General features: G+C 30.8%; 17 protein-coding genes. 4 read left to right on the top strand and 13 right to left on the bottom strand.

The window, feature by feature from the left end; translation table 11 throughout:
* Window positions 1-290: 290 nt before the first annotated feature.
* On the bottom strand, window positions 291-443 hold the full coding sequence (locus FYJ83_RS03590; protein ID WP_154438968.1) for a hypothetical protein: 153 nt from the start codon (window positions 441-443) through the stop codon (window positions 291-293).
* Window positions 444-657: 214 nt separating this feature from the next.
* Here FYJ83_RS03590 and FYJ83_RS03585 point away from each other — a divergent pair, with 214 nt between their 5' ends.
* Both FYJ83_RS03585 and FYJ83_RS03580 read left to right on the top strand, forming a co-directional pair.
* Entirely contained in the window at window positions 658-825 is a 168-nt protein-coding gene (locus tag FYJ83_RS03585) for a hypothetical protein (RefSeq protein ID WP_154438967.1), read from the top strand.
* Between the two features lie 8 nt (window positions 826-833).
* The gene (locus FYJ83_RS03580; RefSeq protein WP_154438966.1) at window positions 834-1,373 is read left to right on the top strand and encodes a hypothetical protein; all 540 of its coding nucleotides are present in this window, start codon (window positions 834-836) and stop codon (window positions 1,371-1,373) included.
* 443 nt (window positions 1,374-1,816) lie between these two features.
* Here the strand turns inward: FYJ83_RS03580 and FYJ83_RS03575 are convergent, their stop codons facing one another.
* The 10 genes from FYJ83_RS03575 to guaD all read right to left on the bottom strand — a co-directional run bounded on the left by FYJ83_RS03575 (window position 1,817) and on the right by guaD (window position 13,498).
* Window positions 1,817-2,077 carry a hypothetical protein gene (locus FYJ83_RS03575; RefSeq protein WP_154438965.1) on the bottom strand — a complete coding sequence of 87 codons (261 nt, stop codon included), beginning with the start codon at window positions 2,075-2,077 and terminating at the stop codon, window positions 1,817-1,819.
* Window positions 2,078-2,362: a NifU family protein gene (locus FYJ83_RS03570; RefSeq protein ID WP_229768476.1), complete on the bottom strand. Its 285-nt coding sequence runs from the start codon at window positions 2,360-2,362 to the stop codon at window positions 2,078-2,080. It abuts the gene before it with no gap.
* Window positions 2,363-2,405: 43 nt separating this feature from the next.
* A complete protein-coding gene (locus FYJ83_RS03565) occupies window positions 2,406-3,869 on the bottom strand; it encodes a 4-hydroxyphenylacetate 3-hydroxylase family protein (protein ID WP_154438963.1) in 1,464 nt (487 codons plus the stop codon).
* A gap of 79 nt (window positions 3,870-3,948) precedes the next feature.
* Window positions 3,949-5,250: an acetyl-CoA hydrolase/transferase family protein gene (locus tag FYJ83_RS03560; protein WP_154438962.1), complete on the bottom strand. Its 1,302-nt coding sequence runs from the start codon at window positions 5,248-5,250 to the stop codon at window positions 3,949-3,951.
* Between the two features lie 10 nt (window positions 5,251-5,260).
* Window positions 5,261-6,376: a 4-hydroxybutyrate dehydrogenase gene (locus FYJ83_RS03555; protein ID WP_154438961.1), complete on the bottom strand. Its 1,116-nt coding sequence runs from the start codon at window positions 6,374-6,376 to the stop codon at window positions 5,261-5,263.
* Window positions 6,377-6,397: 21 nt separating this feature from the next.
* Entirely contained in the window at window positions 6,398-7,759 is a 1,362-nt protein-coding gene (locus FYJ83_RS03550; RefSeq protein WP_326828292.1) for an aldehyde dehydrogenase family protein, read from the bottom strand.
* 266 nt (window positions 7,760-8,025) lie between these two features.
* Window positions 8,026-9,402, bottom strand: a complete 1,377-nt coding sequence (locus tag FYJ83_RS03545; RefSeq protein ID WP_154438960.1) for a sigma-54 interaction domain-containing protein — start codon at window positions 9,400-9,402, stop codon at window positions 8,026-8,028.
* 37 nt (window positions 9,403-9,439) lie between these two features.
* Window positions 9,440-10,435, bottom strand: a complete 996-nt coding sequence (locus tag FYJ83_RS03540; RefSeq protein WP_154438959.1) for a nucleoid-associated protein — start codon at window positions 10,433-10,435, stop codon at window positions 9,440-9,442.
* A 101-nt stretch (window positions 10,436-10,536) separates the two neighbouring features.
* On the bottom strand, window positions 10,537-12,207 hold the full coding sequence (locus tag FYJ83_RS03535) for a PucR family transcriptional regulator (protein WP_154438958.1): 1,671 nt from the start codon (window positions 12,205-12,207) through the stop codon (window positions 10,537-10,539).
* A gap of 13 nt (window positions 12,208-12,220) precedes the next feature.
* On the bottom strand, window positions 12,221-13,498 hold the full coding sequence (gene guaD, locus FYJ83_RS03530; RefSeq protein WP_154438957.1) for a guanine deaminase: 1,278 nt from the start codon (window positions 13,496-13,498) through the stop codon (window positions 12,221-12,223).
* Window positions 13,499-13,841: 343 nt separating this feature from the next.
* On the opposite strand from guaD, the gene FYJ83_RS03525 reads away from it, so the two are divergent.
* Entirely contained in the window at window positions 13,842-14,621 is a 780-nt protein-coding gene (locus FYJ83_RS03525) for a CAP domain-containing protein (protein WP_216584862.1), read from the top strand.
* 104 nt (window positions 14,622-14,725) lie between these two features.
* Window positions 14,726-16,099 carry an MATE family efflux transporter gene (locus FYJ83_RS03520; RefSeq protein ID WP_154438956.1) on the top strand — a complete coding sequence of 458 codons (1,374 nt, stop codon included), beginning with the start codon at window positions 14,726-14,728 and terminating at the stop codon, window positions 16,097-16,099.
* Window positions 16,100-16,120: 21 nt separating this feature from the next.
* Here the strand turns inward: FYJ83_RS03520 and FYJ83_RS03515 are convergent, their stop codons facing one another.
* Complete coding sequence (locus FYJ83_RS03515; RefSeq protein WP_154438955.1) at window positions 16,121-16,741, bottom strand: NUDIX hydrolase; 621 nt, start codon at window positions 16,739-16,741, stop codon at window positions 16,121-16,123.
* 64 nt (window positions 16,742-16,805) lie between these two features.
* The gene (locus FYJ83_RS03510; RefSeq protein ID WP_154438954.1) at window positions 16,806-17,327 is read right to left on the bottom strand and encodes a peroxiredoxin; all 522 of its coding nucleotides are present in this window, start codon (window positions 17,325-17,327) and stop codon (window positions 16,806-16,808) included.
* Between the last annotated feature and the right edge of the window lie 7 nt (window positions 17,328-17,334).

The following is a 17,334-nucleotide window of genomic DNA, read 5'->3' as shown; positions in this document are numbered from 1 at the left end:
AAATCCTTAAAATATCTCTTGTTTTTTATGCTTTTTTTCTTTAAAGTTCTATATTTTTTAGTAAATTTAATTTTATTTAGGCTAAATTCTTTTAATCTAGTTTTCATACTCTAGTTAACACTATCTATAATAATTGAAATAACCTTTACACAATTATAACAAATAATATTACCATTTTGTGACAGATAGATTAATATTATAATCTAAGTTTAGTTATTAGTTTAGTTAACATTCCATTCATACCTTAAAATTACATAAAGTAAATCACTTCTCAAACTTTCATCAATGTGTCAATCTTCTAGCCTTCCATCTTCAGCATCATCTAAATTTAATTCTTTATGGACTTCCTTAAATTTAAACCCAAATGCAGTTAGCCTTTTTCTATGAAGTACATAATCCAAAGTTTTAAACACTTTATCAGTTAATAGAACTATATTAGACATAATTATATGAATCCTAGAATTAGAAAATTTGAAATTAAACTTGCCATTCCTATAATTATATTTATCTCAGTTATTTTATACATCTTTCTATAAATTCATCTAATAAAATCTATTTATAAATCATAATTTATTTTTATGAAAGTTAATATTTTATCAACTTTAGCCGATAGATTATAATAAAGGAAGATATTTAAAATGAGGGAGGGTGGTAGAGATGAATGTGAGTTTCAATAGCGTTGGACAGAATAGTTTTCTAAACGTATATAGAGTTAATCAAAGTATTGCAAGACAAAATAACAATGATGATACTTTGCAACTTGTGAAGAATTTGTCGAAGGATAGTGTTACAATTTCTCCACAGGGAAAGGCAAAAATTTCTTAGAAAATCTTATGAAACAAAAGATGAATATTACAGAACAAAGAAAATCTTTGATTAGTAGAGCTCTTGAAAAAGGTGACACAATGGATTCTATAAAATCTCAGTTGGAAGCCTATGATGACCAGCTAAAAAATATAGATAATCAAATTGCTGAAATGATGACAAAGGAAATGAAAAAACAGGCAGAAAAAGTAAAGGAACAATATGATAATAATAAACCAAAGACAGAGGAAGAAGTCGAAAATCAACGCCTTACAGCTGTTTCAGCTTTGTCCATTGATTTACGTCAAGCTAAAGCAATCAATGCTGTAAAGATGAAAATTGATGGGGAGTCTCGTGTACTTAAATCAGAAATAAAAATAGATAAAGGTCGTGGATTATCAGTCAAGGCTAAAGAAGATAAACTTGCAGATATGAAACAAAAATCATCAAATCTAATTTCTAAAATAACAGATAAGTTAGCTGATATTTCCGAGAAGGCAGATAGTATTAATAAACCTCAAGAAATTATAATATCTGAAAAAGAAAATGAAAATAGTGATGATGAGTAAAATGCCAATAAAAAACAATCCAAGGAATATTCCTTGGATTGTTTTTTATTCCTCTAATAAAGCAACTGCTCTAATTGGTGAGCCTGTACTATCTCTTGTTTTTAAAGGTAATCCAATATATAAAAATCTTTTATTTATTAGTCTGTCTAAATTACGCAAATTCTCTGTATTGGTTATATTATACTCTCCACAGACTAAATAAGCTGAAAAATCAATATCATCAGGAGCTTGGTCTATTGCAGGTGCATCTACTCCAATATTTACTACTCCTTTTTCTGCTAACCACTTTACCCCTTCATAGTAATATTTCCATTCTAGTTACATTATACATTATCTACATACCAATTCTTATATTTATTTTTATCCCAAATATATATTCTTATTTATAACTAAAAACCCCAGTCAAAATTATATTCTAACTAGGGTTTCTTTGAAGTATGATATTATAGTATTTCATCTATCCTTATTTTTATATTCTTATAATCATTATCTCTAATAATTATAAAGCCTTTTTTAGAATTTAAGTCATGTAATCCCGCACATGCTATATGACATCCATTAATTACAATAATAAAGTCATATTCTTCATCCTCTTTAGCATAACTAAATTCAAGGTTTTTATAATCTGCTTTTATTTTTTCTGCAATAGTAGTCCGTTCAAATCTGGAATTACATCCACCACAATATTTTATACCTACCTTCACCTATTCACCACCATTTAAAAGTTTTTTAGCAAAGGCTAATAATTCATCATCAACTTGATTGACCAAAATAACTTTGTCTATTGAATCCCCTAGTTTTTCCTTCAATATGCTCTCTACAATCTCCTCAGTAGTAATCTGAGCAGAGGGACATCCATGGCAATTACCAGTCAATGTTATTCTCACCGTTTTGTCAATAACAGAATTAACCCTTATGTCTCCCCCATGTAATTTAAGCTGTGGTCTTACAAAGTTTTCCACCACATCTTCTATTTCCTTCAATAACATATCGTTCAAAACCAACCCTCCACTAGATTATTTTATTAACTTATTAGTTATCTTTACTTAAATCTAATTGTGCAATTTTTCTTGCCATTTCTTTCTTAGATTCAAGGTTTCCTTGACGAGCAATCATTATTCTCTGAGCCTGTGGAGAACCAGCACCGTGCATTGATTCAGTTCTATATCCAACTGCTGCTGTACCTAATGTAATATTTTCAATTAATCTTAACACTCTCATACGATTTTCTGTTGAAGTTCCAGTTTTGCCAACTAAATATTTTTCAACATATTTTCCTATTTCTGGATCTTTAAAATCTTTTTCTGAAGGCATTGTAACCATCAGTCCCCCAGCTATATCTTCTGCTAATCTTGAGATTTCATATGGGAAACGAGTTACATTTTGTTTACATACATTTGCTAGTAATAAATCTATTAAATAGTTTCCTGATGCTGTTTTACTTCCCTCTGCTGAACAGGCAACAGCACATGCCCATAGAGTTTCATTTAAATGTGTCATTTCGATTAACTTATCCTTTATATGACTAGCCTTATTTGCACCATTATAATCTGCTGCTAAAGCCGCTGCACCTATTAGAACATCACCTACACCTGTTTTACAAGCATAAGATTGTCTATGGTATCCTGCAAATCTTTCTACTAACATACCAGCATATTTCGCCTCTTGACACATAAATACTCTATCATTTGGAACAAATACATCATTGAATATTACCAATGCTTCATGTCCACCAAATTGAGCATTTCCAAGGTCAATATCTGCACCTTCTTCTAACTTTCTTGTATCACATGATTGACGACCATAAATCATAATTACTCCTTCAGCATCTGATGGAACTGCAAAAGATACTGCATAGTCCTTATCTTCTTCTTTTAATGCAATGGTCGGCATGATTAAATGTTCGTGAGAGTTTACAGCTCCTGTTTGGTGAGCCTTTGCCCCTCTTACTACGATTCCGTCTTCCCTTACTTCTGTAATGCGAAGATATAAATCTGGGTCTTCCTGTTGAGATGGTGAAAGTCCTCTATCTCCTTTAGGGTCTGTCATGGCTCCATCTACTGTATAGTCATTTTCTTGAATGAATTTTAAGTAATTTACAAATCTCTCATGATAATTTGTACCATATTCTTTATCCATTTCAAATGTAGTAGAATATATTGCGTTGAAAGCATCCATTCCTACACACCTTTGGAAACAAGATGCAGTTTTCTGACCTAATAGTCTTTGCATTTTTATTTTTTTAATTAAATCTTCAGTACTTTGGTGAATATGGCAGAATCTATTGATTACTTCACCAGTTAAATGAGATTTTGTAGTCATTAAATCCTTATATTCTTCTTGCTGTGCTAATTCATAGGTCATTGCTACTGAATTCATAGAAGGTCTGATTATTGGATGATCTACAGGATTTTCAACAAGTTCCCCAAATAAATACACCTTTAGATTCATTTTTCTTAAACTTTCTATATATTCCTCCCTGGTCATTAATGCCATTTGACACATCTCCTTTTAAATATATTTATAATAATATATAACAACTCTAACATAAGGAGGCTATAATGCCCCCTTTATATTAGAACTTACCGGAAAATCTAATTTCCCATTCTTTGATTAACTGGTCTCTGAAATCTGGATGGGCTATATTTATTAAAGCTCTTCCTCTCGCTTTTAAGGTTTTTCCTTTAAGATTTGCTACTCCGTATTCAGTAACTACATAATGTACATCATTTCTTGAAGTAGTAACTGCTGCACCTTCATCTATTATAGGTACTATTCTTGAAATCTTTCCTTTTGCTGCTGTAGAAGGCATTGCTATAATTGACTTTCCATCCTTTGCCATGGAAGCACCACGAACAAAGTCTACCTGTCCTCCTACTCCACTGAATTGCTTCTTGCCTACTGTGTCTGAAACCACTTGCCCCATTAAATCCACTTGGATACAAGAATTAATGGATACCATTTTATAATTTTGCATTATAACACATGGGTCATTTACATAGTCTACTGGATACATTTCCAGTTCTGGATTATTGTTTACAAAATCATATAGTCTCTTTGTACCCATTAAAAATGTAACTACCATTTTCCCTGGATGTAAAGTTTTCATCTTATTTGTAATTACTCCTGCTTCGTATAGTTCTACAACACCATCAGAAATCATTTCAGAATGGATACCTAAATCCTTTTTATCCTTTAAGAATAATAATACTGCATCTGGTATTGCCCCTATACCTAATTGAAGTGTAGAGCCATCTTCAACTAATGAAGCACAATGTTCTCCTATAGCTCTTTCTACCTCAGAAATCTTAGGAGGATTTAAAACTGGAATAGGCATATTGCCTTCCACTATATAATCTAATTCTGACACATGAATATTAGAATCTCCCATTGTCCTTGGCATCTCTTCATTTATCTGAGCTATGGTTATTTTTGCAGATTTAGCAGCTTCTTTTGTATAGTCTACAGATGTACCTAAGCTGCAATATCCATTTTCATCTGGTTTACTAACACTTATAAGTGCAACATCTACTGGAAGACTGCCATCTCTAAAAAGCCTTGGAACTTCTGAGAAAAAACATGGTGTATAGTCTGCCCTCCCTGAGTTTACCGCCTCTCTAGTAGATCCACCTACAAATATGGCATTGTGACGGAAATGCTTCTCCATACCCTCTTCCAAATATTCACCTTTTCCCATTGGAACCATGTGAACTATTTCTACATTTTCATATTGAGATTTATTTGCCACCATGGCTTCTATTATTAAAGTTGGTTCACCTACAGCATGACCTATTACTACTCTATCACCAGACTCTATATGTTTTACTGCTTCTTCTTTAGATACTAATCTATTGTTATATTCTAATTTCCAATCCATATAATCACTCCTAAAACAATCTAGCAAAAACACCTTTTATTTCATCTCTTGATAATTCTGTATAATTATTTGCTAATAATCTTTGTTGTTTTTCAAGTACAGATATTGTAAATTCTTCTATTTCTTCTTCCTTCATGCCATATTCTCTAAGTGATTTTTTAGGAAGTAAATTATTTAATATTTTCTCAAGTTCATCATATACCTTTTCAGCTGTAGTTCCTATTATATCTGCTAACATCTTATTTACATCTTTAATCTTTCCATCTGGATTCAATCTATTATATGTCTTAAATACTTCCACAAAGAATTGGTAGTTTACCTCTCCATGTGGCACATGATAAGTACCTCCCACTGGATAAGATAAAGCGTGAACTGCCCCTACCCCTGTATTTGCAAAAGCTATTCCAGCATAATTACTTGCAATTAAGAAATCCTCTATTATTTCAATTCTATAGTCTTCACCTTTTTCAATAATTTCTAAATATCCTTTTAAGATAATTTCAATAGCTTTTATACTAAATAGTTCAGTATAACAATTGGATTTTGGTGAAACTAAAGATTCTATTGCATGGATTAAAGCATCTATGGAACTAGTCACAAAAAATTTATATGGTAATGTTTTTAGCATTTCAGGTATCATGATTGCATAATCTGCATATAATTCATCTATTGCTAATCCCATCTTTGTTCCTTTAGATTTTAATTCAGCTATGGAAATATTAGTAGCTTCACTACCTGTACCACATGTAGTAGGAATAATTATTAACTCTTTATCCTTTATCATTGGAATAGATTTTTCAAATAGCTCCAATGTATTTGAAGCATTCTTAATTACAAATAATTTTGCAATATCTATTACAGAACCTCCACCAATTGCAATTACTCTATTAAAGTCAACGTCTTTTATATCAGCAAATATTTTGTCTATCATCTCATCTGAAGGTTCTCCTAATCCATACTTTTCTTGATATACAACATGGCATGGTAATTTAAAGTCTCCAAAATAAGGCTGATAAATATATTCATTTGTAAGCACCAAATCCTTCTCAGTAATTGGAAACGTCTCTACAAATTCATCACAGCTATTAAATTTATATATTTCAGGTTTTACAACTAATTGTCTCATTTAATTACCCCCTTATTATATCTAAGCCCAAATTTCTTCGTCTGTAGGTGCAGTAACTCCTGTTTTCACGAAGGCTACTCTTGATACATTTATTAAATGTTTATAGTTTAGATTTTCTGATATACTGTTATTTCCCCAAGTTCCGCAACCTAAAGTAGTGGTTGGTGATAAGCTATTAAATAATGAACCACCTGCTGTAGTAGATGATGGTGCATTTACAACTAGTCTTGAAACTGTAAGATTTAATCCAGCATATTTTATATGTTCTTGATTATTGGAATGAATCGCAGTTGTATGTCCTTTACCTTCTAATTCAAGATTTGTTTGAGCTATCTCTACTGCTTCTTCAAATGTATTGTAAGGAATTATTATCATTACTGGACACATCTTTTCCTTACAAAGTAAATCTTCTTTTCCAACTCCTGTTGGTTCTAATAATATTACCTTAGTCTCCTTTGGTACTTCAACACCTGCTAAATCTGCAATAAATTGTACTGACTGTCCTACTACATCGCCATTTATCATTCCATTTTTAAATAAAACTTCTCTAAACTTACTTACAGTTTCTTCATCTCCAACATAGAAAGCTCCATTTGCTTCCATAGCTTTCACAACATCCTCATATTTATCTTCTGGTACTATGATGGATTGTTCTCCTGAACAAATAATTCCATTATCAAATTTTCTTCCTGCTATTACTTTCTCAGTAGCTTCTATATAATCTATATCTCTATCTAAAACTACTTGAACATTACCAGCTCCTACTCCAAAAGACGGTTTTCCACTGGAATATGCTGATTTAACCATAGCCATTCCACCTGTGGCAAGTACAACATCTGATTTCTGCATTAGTTCATTTGTTAATTCTATTGATGGCTCTTCGATTATTTGTATAAGATTATCAGGTCCTCCTAGTTTTTTAATTTCTTCATTCATCAATTCTACTGCATGAGTACTTGATTTTTTAGATCTAGGATGTGGCGCAACAATTATGGCATTGCCGCCTTTTAAGGCAAACATTGCATTACACATAGGTGTAACAATTGGATTTGTAGTAGGAGTAACAGCACATACTACTCCTATAGGTTTAGCTATGGAGATTAATCCATTTTCAACATCTTCATCTATTATACCTATGGATTTTTTGTCCTTTAAACTATTCCAAATAGTCTTGGATTTTCCTCTATTTTTTGCTACTTTATCTTCGTATACTCCCATTCTTGTCTCTTCTACGGCTTCTTTGGCTAAGATTTCAGCATTATCATAAATTACCTTTCCTATTGCCTTGACAATGCTGTCTACTTTTTCTTGATTAAATGTTTCATATACTCTTTGTGCTTCTCTAGCCTTTTCCACCATAATGTCTATAACTGTTTTATCCACTTGGCAACCCCTCTTTTCTAAATTTTGTTATTATCTATTGCAATAAATATGCCAATTTTTTAACATTTCTCTATACCCCTCTGTTCTTCTCGTTAAATAATTAACTATATTGTATAAAGAAATATTTCCAGTTTCTTTTGTTGTATTATTGCAACAACTTTTTTCTGGAAATATTAGGTATTTATCAATCCTATTGGTTAAAATACTAATTATCTATTCTTTCCATCTATGTTGTAAAATTGCAATTAGTTGCAATTTTACAACGCTTATTTATATTTTTGTCTTTTTCTTACAAAAGTAGAAGGGTCTATTTCTAATGCTTTTGCAGCATCTCGTACATTTCCATATTTATCGAATGAAATTTCTAATAGATGCTTTTCAACTTTATTTAATGCTTGTTTTAATGGCACTATTTCATTTTCATTGATTATATTTTGAGATTCGTTCCAAGCTAATACTGATTTAGGAAGGTCTGATTTACTGATTATATCTTTCTCAGACATTACAACCATTCTTTCGATAATATTTCTCAGTTCTCGTACATTCCCCTTCCATTCATAGGCATATAATGTTTTCATCACTTCACTGGATATGGTTTTTTTAAATTTATATTTCTTATTTAATTTATCTAAAAAATAGTGTATAAGTGGAATAATGTCATCTCGCCTATCTCTCAATGGAGGTATTATAATTGGTACTATATTTAATCTATAATATAAATCCTCCCTAAATACCTTTTCTCTTACCATTTCTTCAAGATTTCTATTGGTAGCTGCTAAAATTCTAACATCTACTGTTATCTCTTCTATTCCACCAACTCTAGTAAATTGCCCATCTTGAAGTACTCTTAGAAATTTTACCTGCATATCAGGAGGCAATTCTCCTATTTCGTCTAAAAATATTGTTCCTCCATCAGCTACTTCAAATAAACCTATTTTTCCTTCTCTATTTGCCCCTGTAAATGAGCCTTTTTCATAGCCAAATAATTCTGCTTCTATTAATGTCTTAGGTATAGATCCACAATTAATTTTTATAAATGGTTTATTTGCTCTACTACTATTTTTATATATCAATTTTGAAATCTCTTCCTTACCTACTCCAGTCTCCCCTGTTATCAATACTGTTGTATCAATTGGAGCTACTCGAATTGCCATTTGAATAATGTCTAACATCTTTTTATCCATGGCAATTAAATCATTATTCTTTAGTAGTTCTATTTTTAAAGCTTCAAGTTCTACAGAATACTTCTTAGTAAGGCTTTCTTTTTCATCTAATTTTTCCTTCAGTTCATATAATTCAGTAATATCTCTTACATTTGTAACTACCATTGTAATATCTCCTGCACTATTAAATACGGGAGTAGATGTAACCAATGCTTTTTTTCCAGTCTTAAAATTCTGTTCAATGGTGTTTATCTTTCTATCTTTCAATACCAATAGAGTAGCCGATTGAGATATATATCCTTCCTTTACTAAATCATTCATATTTCTCCCAATTAGTTCCTCAACCTTTATACCAGCAATCCTTTCATAAGCCTTATTTACCATTATTGTATTGGCATCTCCATCAGTTATATAAATCCCATCATAAGATGAGTCCAATATATCATTTATCCTCAAATGCAAACCTTCTTCAGAAAACAAAATAATCTCTCCTCTCTGAACTAATTGAGAACTTCTACTAATTTCCCTGCTTTATCTTACTGATATTTTTTATAAGTATAGATATGGTTCCATCTGTATTATTTATAAACTCTACTATATTTCTATCTCTATAAAGGTCCACTGGAATATCTAACTGTATTCCATTATCTATTTTTATTTTATGTACAGTTAGTTTCTTTTCTGGTTTCTTTCCTTCTAAATCTACAACCTTACTTACTCCTGCCTCTTCAATTCTTTCTATATACTCTTTTTTTATATCAATATTATTGCTAAATACTTTGTTTGCCACTTCTTCTACTTCAATAACACCAGTATCTAGATTATCATATATTGCTTCCTTTATGGCAGATACTTTTTCAAAATCATCTTCATAGTATTCTTTAGTCATTTTCTTTGCCACATCTCTAATTACCTTTATACTCTCCTTAATAGAAAGGTCAGTATCACAATCTAGAAACATTTTAGAAAAATATAATATCTTTTCTCCTTCAATATCATATTCCCTTTCAAATATCTTTATGGATAAATCCTCCGATTTAATTAAAGCAGCTTCAATACTTTTCTGGGTTTCTGATGGAAACATTACTTTGTTAACAACTATCTTATTTGCAGTCCCATTGTCCCCATAATCCACATAATGGGTATAACCCTCCTTATAGTTTAACTTTACCAACATTATATAATTTTGATTTTCTATAATCAATGATGCTATTAATAAATCTCCGCTGGGAATTTCCGTATATCTTACCATAATTTCATATAGTTTTTCTGCAATTAATATACTTGTCCCAATAAAGTCCTCATTAATATTTATAGTTAAATCTTTAATCTTTGAACTTTCTGTAAATCTTCCTAATTTAACCCCTTGGTCATTAAACATTCTTTCAATATGTTTTCCAATAAATTCTTGTATCTTTTCATTAGTTAAGTCTAAAACTTCCTGAGAATATACAGGTAATGAATTTATAGAATCCAATATATGAAGTATAGCATTACTCACTTGTATCTCCAATTTTTATCTCTCCTTTGCTACCATTAATTATACTATAATTCTACAATATACAAAGATAAATATTTAAATCAAATAAAAAAACACCAGAGAAACTCTGGCATTTATTTATCTAATAGTTCTTTAATTTTTAGTGCAATTTCTAGATTTAATCTATGATTCGGGTCCTCTAAATCCATTTTTGTTATTTCAGTAATACGATTTATTCTATAAAGTACCGTATTATAATGGGTGAATAGCTGTTCCGATATTCTAGTTAAATTTCCATTGTTTTTAAAGTATACATCTAAGGTCTTTACTAGCTCTGTGGATTTCTTACTATCATAGTCCACTAAAGGCTTTAAAGTAGAGTTATAAAAATCCTCTAACTCATCTTTTAATATCTCCTCAGATAAAATTTTAAATATTCCCAGCTCGTCAAAGGTAACTATTTCCTTTGTTGTAATAATCTTACCTATTCGTACTGTTCTTACTGCATCTTGGAAGCTTTTATCTACATTTTCTAATTTTTTATATACTCTTCCTATTCCTATTTTTACATCTAACTTATCTGATTTATTTCTAATAGATTCTAGTATCTTTTGATTAAATTCTTTAATTTTATCTTGAATAAAATCTGTTGTTGTAAAACTTAAAAGAATTTGAATTCCATTTGCTTTAGTAGATACAATTCCCTTTAAATTTAAATAATTCATAAATTCCTCTATTGTATGTACCATTGGATTTATAAAATCCTGTATATAATTTACCATTAACTCATTTTCATCATCTTCATTTTTATGTTTAAAACTCATTACCTCTATAACATAGGAATCCTCAAGCTGTAAATTAAAGAACCTCGCCCTATCTAATGCTTTCCTCTTCCTCTTACTGTCAATAGAAATTAAATCCTCAAAAAACTCTGATCTATATCTTATTTCTACTTCCTTTATAGATAGTTCCTGTAATATACTTAGGGCAATAGTAGTTGATGCAGATTCTATAATAGCCAAATCAAACCCACCTATGGGCATATCTGTACCCCAAGCAAATAAATGTCCATATACATGTTCTCGCAATACTATGGGCATTATCATCCTTTTTATATATTTTCCATCGATTATTACTTTATCTTCAATTAATTTTTTCAATTTACTTTTATTATTATTGTGTTCATAAAACTCTTTTACCTCTTTGCACAACTCATGAATATTATTAGGGTCACTTCCTTCTAAGGCTTTTATAGTTTCATTGGAGAAATTTAGATGGAGTATTACAGGATTCTTAATGTTTTCCCTAACTATTTCAACTAAATTCTCTAATCCATTTCCTTCTAACATTGCCCCCATTAACTTTTCATGAACCTTTTCAATTCTTTCTAGTAGTGAAGCTTGTTTATTAAATATCTCCCTAAAGGTTACCATCATTATATCAGATAGAGGTATGGAATAATTAATATCTATTATGGGGAAACTCAGATCATTAGCCAAATCCAGAACCTCTTGAGATAGATTTTCTAAATAAGGTGATATTTTAATTCCCAACCCTGCTAAATTTTTAGAAGCACATTCTTTTATAAGTTCTTTCTGAGATTCAATAGTATCCTTTTTAAAGGAGTATGCAGTCGTTAATAAAAACTCTCCCTCTGTTGTCCATTCTAATATATCTGGGTCTGCCATTATATTTACTCTAGATATGGTATTTCTAGCACCTCGAAATCCTGCAATTAATTTGCAGGATTCCATTACCTCTAATTTTAACATATCCTCTATACTAATGCCATTTTGTCTAGACATAGAAAAACTCCTTTTAAGATGTAAAGGGCTCCTCTATTTTTATTCCCTTTACATATCTTTCAATTATATTTCTATCATCGCCTGTATATATTATTTTTTGTAGTCTTTCTTCTATAGATAATTCATTTAATCCTATTAAAGAACTATCATCTATTATAAGTGCATCAAAATCATAACCTTTTTCAAAACTTCCTACTTCACCAAAGAAACTTCCTCCCCCTTTAGTTCCAAGGAAAAACCCTTCGTTAAATGTAAGAGGCTGAAGCTCTTTATTGCTTTCTAGCCACTTCATCTTAGAAGCTTGGATAGTGCCTCCTATGATATCCATTATACTTAAACTATTTCCACCAGAAATATCTGATGCTAATCCTACTGGTACGCCTTTGTCTAAATATTTCCTAACAGGCATTATACCGCTGGATAAATTATAGTTTGAATAAGGACAATGAGCAGCATACACTTTATTTCTACCCATTAAGTCGATTTCTTCATCAGTATTATATACACAATGTGCCATTATAGTTTTTGTTTTACCTAAAAGATTAAATTCATCATAAACTGAAGCATAATTTTTAGAATTAGGGAAAAGCTCTTTTACCCAAATAACTTCTGATGTGTTTTCACTTAAATGTGACTGCACAGGTACATCATACTTAATAGCCAGTTCCCCCAACTTTGACAGCATTTCCTCTGAACAAGTAGGTGCAAATCTAGGGGTTACTATAGGCTTCACTAAATCTGATTCACAACATTCCTTCAATATTTCTTCTGTATCTTCTATGGACTTTTTAGTATTTTCCATCAATTCTTCAGCTGTATTTCTATCCATATTTACTTTGCCCACATAAGCACCTAATCCTGATGCTATGAACATATTCATAAGAAGCTTGGTACTTTCCTTATGTATGCTTGAAAACACAACAGATCTTGTAGTTCCAAATCTCCATAAATCCTTTATAAGTTTAGAAAATACTTTTCTAGCATAATCTAAATCATCATATTTTCCCTCTTCTGGAAATGTATAAGTATCTAGCCAAGGAATAAGCTCTTTATCTAGTCCTAATCCCATATTAGGATATTGAGGAGCATGAAGATGTAAGTCTACAAATCCTGGTATAATTATTTTCCCTGTGAAATCTTTTAGAAGATAGCCTTTGTAGGAATTATCTAACTGGTTACAAATATCTACTACTTTTCCTTCTTCTATGATTATGTATGAATTCTTATGAATTTCCATTATATCCTTAGTTGGTGTAAATGCAATATCACCTTTCAATACCATATTATTCATAATTCATCACTCCTTATAAATTATCTGAATCCTTATAATATAAAAGTATTATATTACTTGGCAGATAATAATCCTATGTAGATATTATACAAATTATCACTATTTCCTTAATAATTCTAATTTATAATACTAGTCAACAAAAATCATAATTATTTCCTACTATATATAGTATATATGATTCCATGATTATCCACAACTGTCATAATCTGAGGGTTTCTCTCTCCATGTATTAAGTGTTATACTTTAAAAAATGTAATACATTTGTAATACATTTGTAACCAATTTGAAAGGAGGCAAGTGGAAGAAGTTAAATTTATATAGATTTTTAAGGAGGATACAAAAAATGAAGAGTATGAAGAAAAAGGTAGTTTATTCACTGTTGGCTGGTACTATATTAAGTTTATCTACAGCTAATGCTGCAAGTTATGACTTTAATAATTTTAACTGTAACAATGGTTATACTTTAAACTATAATTATAACAATAAATATAAAAATAACTCAAATATCCAACAAAATACAGTGGTTGATAAGTACCCTACATTCAATTGGTCTGTAGTAGTTACTAAACCAACAAATAGACCTGGAAATGTTGTGGAACTTCCAAAGCCAAGTACTCCAAGTAAACCAGATACATCAGAACCATCAAAACCAAGTAAACCGGATACATCAGAACCATCAAATCCATCAAACCCAACTACACCTACTCCACCAGCAACTGAGACTCCATCAACACCTGGTTTATCAGCAATGGAAGCTGAAGTAGTAAGGCTTGTAAATATTGAAAGACAAAAAGAAGGTTTACAGCCATTTGTAGCAAGTTCTGAACTTTCAAATGTAGCTAGAAAAAAATCAGAAGATATGGCATCAAAGAATTACTTTAGTCATACATCACCTACTTATGGTTCACCTTTTGACATGATGAAATCCTTTGGTATCAAATATAATACTGCTGGAGAAAACATTGCAAAAGGTCAACTTACTGCCCAATCTGTAGTTAACGGATGGATGAATTCATCTGGACATAGGGCGAACATAATGAATCCAAGCTTTAATAAAATAGGTGTTGGCTTAGCAAAGTCAAGCAATGGGACAAACTATTGGACTCAAATGTTTACCAACTAATTTAAAATAAAAATATTTTTTAAATATATATACTTTTTTGTGGTATAATAATAATTGGTCTCCCTAAATATTGGGGAGACTAATTATTTTATGTAGGTGATAGAATGGACAAAGAAAACCAAAGAAGAAAATTGCTCGGTGAGGAACCTATTGGAAAATTACTTATTAAATTTTCCATTCCAGCAATTACTGGAATGGTGGTAAATGCCTTATATAACGTTGTTGATAGAATCTTTATCGGTTTAGGTGTAGGCGACCTTGCCATAGGTGGGTTATTTATTAGCTCTCCCATATCCTTAATCATAATGGCATTTAGTATGTTAATAGGTATAGGTGGAAATACTTTGGTTTCCATCAAGCTAGGGCAAAATAAAAAAGAAGAAGCTGAAAAAGTTACAGGAAATTCATTTATTCTTTTAATACTTACTTCATTACTTATAACTATATTTGGACTTATATTTTTAAAACCTTTACTCGATTTGTTTGGTGCATCTCCCTCTAATTTTCAATATGCTTATGATTATATGAAAATCATACTTATTGGTGCTGTATTCCAAGCTATTGGTCTTGGTATGAATAACTTTATTCGTGGTGAAGGCAGTCCAACTATTGCAATGAAAACCATGTTAATAGGAGCTATTTCAAATACTATACTTGATCCTATTTTTATATTTTGGTTTAATATGGGCGTAAGCGGTGCAGCATTAGCAACTATTATTTCTCAAGCCTTATCAGCTATATGGGTTATGAGGTATTTCTTTGGTGGAAATAGTATGCTTACTATTAAAAAAGAATATCTAAAACCAAAATTAGATATAGCAAAAAATATTGTTGCCATTGGTCTTGGACCTTTTAGTATGCAGTTGGCAGGTAGTATGGTAACTGTATTATTAAATAATAGTCTAAAAAACTATGGTGGTGACTTAGCCAATTCTAGTATGGCTGTTATTAATAGTATTGCTATGATGGTAATGATGCCTGTTTTTGGAATAAATCAAGGTGCACAACCTATTATAGGATTTAATTATGGGGCAGAAAAATATGATAGGGTTAAAAAGACTTTAAAATATGCGATTATAGGCGCTACTTGTATAACTACGACTGGATTTATACTGACTCAATTATTTCCTATTCAGTTATATAAAATGTTCATAAGTAAAGGTGGAAATCTAACAGAGATTTCTAAAATAGGCGTTCCTGGTATGAGAATATATTTGGCAATGTTTCCAATTGTAGGAATTCAAGTGGTAAGCTCCAATTATTTTCAAGCCATTGGAAAACCAAAACATGCTATGTTACTTAGCTTATCAAGACAAGTTTTAGTACTTATTCCTGCATTAATTATTTTACCTAAAATCTATGGATTAACAGGAGTTTGGTTGGCGGGACCTATATCAGATTTGGTAGCTTCTATAATTACTATATATTTTGTAACTAGGAGTGTCAAAAATCTAAATAGTGATAAAACCACAATATAAGAGCATAATAAGAGGGCTAGTTTAAACTAGTCCTCTTATTATATCTATAAACTGTTTAGTCATTCTAGCAGTAAATCCCCAAATTATATAGTTATTATAATGATAAAACATAACCGAGTGTCTGCCACGTCTCCAATTATAATCTCTTCCCTTAGGAATTAAATTATAGGGAAATTCATCATTTAATACAGTTTTTAAATCTAAATAATAAATATCAGGCTCATTTTCTAAGAAAAAATCTAATGGCACTGTGAATATATGATCTACTTCAGAAACATTTGGAACTATATTATCCACATTTAATCCAGATATTGTGCCTAGAAAACAATGAATGGTCATATTTGCATAGGAAACCAAATAATCTAATTCTCCAATTATATTTATATTTTTTCTTTCTATATTTAACTCTTCCATAGTTTCCCTTATGGCTGCATCTACAAATGTTTCTTTATGCTCTACTTCTCCACCAGGAAATGATATTTCACCAGGTTGGTTATTTAGATTTTTAGACCTAAGTTCATATATTATTTCCAACCTATTATCCTTTTCAATAATTGGTATAAGTACAGAGTAATTCTTTTTTATATCTATGGGCATAGGAGTTCTATCTCTAATTATTTCACTAATCTTTTCTATATCCATTGTTTCCTCCTCTGGCTAATAAATAAGGATAAAAATAAAAGGAGTCTGTTAGACTCCTTTTATTTTAAAGCAGTTCTTCTCCTTCATCCCAATCTACTGGGCAAAGTCCCCCTGTTTTTAGGGCTTTAAGAACTCTTAAAGTTTCATCTACTGATCTTCCTACATTTAAATCATGAACTACTGAATATCTAACTATTCCTTCTGGGTCTATGATAAATAATCCTCTTAAAGCAACTCCTGTTTCTTCTAGTAATACTCCATAGTCTTTTGATACTTGTTTAGTCATATCAGAAGCCATTGGAAAATTTACTTTTCCTAAACTGGAATTAATCCATGCTTTATGTGAATGTTCACTATCTACTGAGACAGATAATACTTCTGCATTTTCTTTTTTAAAGTCTTCAATTCTCTTACTATATGCTGTAATTTCTGTAGGGCATACAAAAGTAAAGTCTAGTGGATAAAAGAACATAACTAACCATTTTCCTTCATAATCTGATAACTTTACTTCACCAAAATCGCAAGTTTGACCATCGCAAGTATTCATCCTAAAATCTGGTGCTTTTTTCCCAACTATTCTATCCATTTTATAC

It is taken from the genome of Tissierella pigra (genome assembly GCF_009695605.1).
GTDB lineage: Bacteria > Bacillota > Clostridia > Tissierellales > Tissierellaceae > Tissierella > Tissierella pigra.
This window is presented reverse-complemented; position numbering and strand designations above follow the sequence as displayed.